General features: G+C 56.5%; 2 protein-coding genes and 1 pseudogene. 2 read left to right on the forward strand and 1 reads right to left on the reverse strand.

What is annotated here, in order from left to right; all coding sequences use genetic code 11:
- Positions 1–62: 62 nt before the first annotated feature.
- A pseudogene (locus BT264_RS37180) lies at positions 63–452 on the forward strand (amino acid ABC transporter substrate-binding protein); the annotation flags it as partial.
- Between the two features lie 162 nt (positions 453–614).
- On the opposite strand, the gene BT264_RS37185 reads toward BT264_RS37180, so the two are convergent.
- The gene (locus BT264_RS37185; protein WP_006749578.1) at positions 615–1319 is read right to left on the reverse strand and encodes a Crp/Fnr family transcriptional regulator; all 705 of its coding nucleotides are present in this window, start codon (positions 1317–1319) and stop codon (positions 615–617) included.
- A gap of 195 nt (positions 1320–1514) precedes the next feature.
- Between BT264_RS37185 and BT264_RS37190 the strand changes: the two genes are divergently transcribed.
- Positions 1515–1832 carry a hypothetical protein gene (locus BT264_RS37190; RefSeq protein ID WP_256260784.1) on the forward strand — a complete coding sequence of 106 codons (318 nt, stop codon included), beginning with the start codon at positions 1515–1517 and terminating at the stop codon, positions 1830–1832.
- Positions 1833–1919: the final 87 nt, after the last annotated feature.

Raw genomic sequence — 1919 nt, forward strand, 5'->3', positions numbered from 1 at the left:
CGCCCGTGGACAACCCGCGACTTACCGCTTAACGGAGGTTAAATCGCACATCGATCGCTACCGCAGATCTGTCCGTTGAAGCGGGTCAACTTCAGGCGTCAGGCGTAAGTCAGGAGCAAATCGTCATCTTCGAGCAACAAGCCGACGCGGTCGTGGCCGTTCTCTCTGGCGCGATTGACGCATATGCGAGTACGGCCTTGGGAAATCGAATTGTTGCGAGCCGGATGGGCAACTCGGTGATCGAGGCCGTTGCGCACGAGCCGGAAATGAACGGCAGACAGCGGACGCCTCCGCTGGGAGCGTTTTCATTTAACCGAGAGAACGGGGATCTTTTAAAAGCGGTTAATCAGCAACTTCGTTCATATCTCGGTTCGCCAGATCATCGCGCTCGCATGGCGAGATTTGGGCTGACAGATAGTGAGATCGATCCAGCTGTCTTGAACGCAGGATAGGTCGGCTTTCGGCCACGAGGGGACCCTCGGTATTGATCCGCAGGTGACCGCTATGGGACGCCTGACGGACAAATCGGCTGAACAGCCTCTGACACGCTTTCGTCGTGCGCGATTCGAAGTGACGCACTGGAAACCGCCCGGTCTAGGCAGCCGGATTGCGCCTCAAGGAACGGGATCTCCGGCACTGGCAGCGCGCAGGCGATCAAAATCAAGAATAACGATTTCCCCGAACTTCAGATCGACGATACCCTGACTCTCAAGGTTCTTGAGTAGCTGGTTCGTCGTCTGCCGAGTAAGCGAAACCATTGAAGCCAAGGTATCTTGCGAGAGCCTTATCCTGCTCTGTTCCGCATTAATCCCTCCGTAGCCACCAGCGATCAGCAATAGGCGACTTGCCAGGCGCTGGGCGGCGGGTAACAGTATCATGGCTTCGTTGTTCTCAAAGGAGATCCGGATTTTTTGCGCCATCAACAAGCCAAAATGTCGCCAGTAAGTAGGATGAGCTCCAAGCAGGGTTTCCAATGCGGGACCGGGTACGTGAAGCACAAGAGTCTTACCGATTGCTGAGGCATCGTGCGGGCGAGGCAGCCCATCGAACATTGAGACTTCCCCAATCCAGGCGGTCGGGCCAAGTACGGCGAGCAACGCTTCTTTTCCATCCGCTCCGACGGTGCCGATCGACAATGCACCATCGAGAATCGCGTACAGGCCGAACGACCGTTCTCCTCGCCGATAGAGCGGTTGCCCCTTCTTTAATCGGACCAGATCAGAGCGAGCGACAAGATAGTCCTGAAGCTCGATCGGCAAATCCTTGAACCACGGTGTTGTTGCAAGTTGTGGTCGATAGCGTTGTACATCGGAATTCATACGATCCCAATCTGTCGGGTAGCTGATAGATATTAGCCTGCTTTGACGACATGATCGGGGCTCATATCTGACGGCGCGGGAAGGTGATCGCGGGCGTCAGCCCTGTTCGAGCGGCCCGAGTGGCAGCGATGGCAAAACGCCTGGGTATGCCGTCACACGCGAGCTGAACGAATGACTCCCTCGAGGAACATAGTCGTGGAACATAAACATATTCCGGGTCTTGTCGATGTCATCAAGGTGGATCAGCCTGCCGACATCCTTCAAATCGCGCGTGACGGCACGCTAGACCGCGCCTTTGGGACGGGCAAGCCGTTTCTCAACAGTCTGTTGGTCCGCCGCATACTCGGGGTGCTGTCCCTCAAAGGTCATCGATTCCCGACGATGAGCGCGAGAAAGGCAACTGGACGCGAGATCCAACAGGACGCGTTGTGGCAAAGACTCAATGCCATCGCACCGGATATCCGCACCGCTCCTGCCGACCTGGAGCCATTGGCAGCGTGGGTTCGCGACTGAAGTTGACCCGCTTCAACGGACAGATCTGCGGTAGCGATCGATGTGCGATTTAACCTCCGTTAAGCGGTAAGTCGCGGGTTGTCCACG

Origin of the sequence: Burkholderia sp. NFPP32, from assembly GCF_900119325.1 — a bacterium.
Taxonomy (GTDB): domain Bacteria; phylum Pseudomonadota; class Gammaproteobacteria; order Burkholderiales; family Burkholderiaceae; genus Burkholderia; species Burkholderia pyrrocinia_C.

What these genes read in the sequence shown, in the direction of transcription:
- BT264_RS37185 (WP_006749578.1), bottom strand. Translation starts at nt 1,319, where the DNA reads ATGAATTCCGATGTACAACGCTATCGACCACAACTTGCAACAACACCG.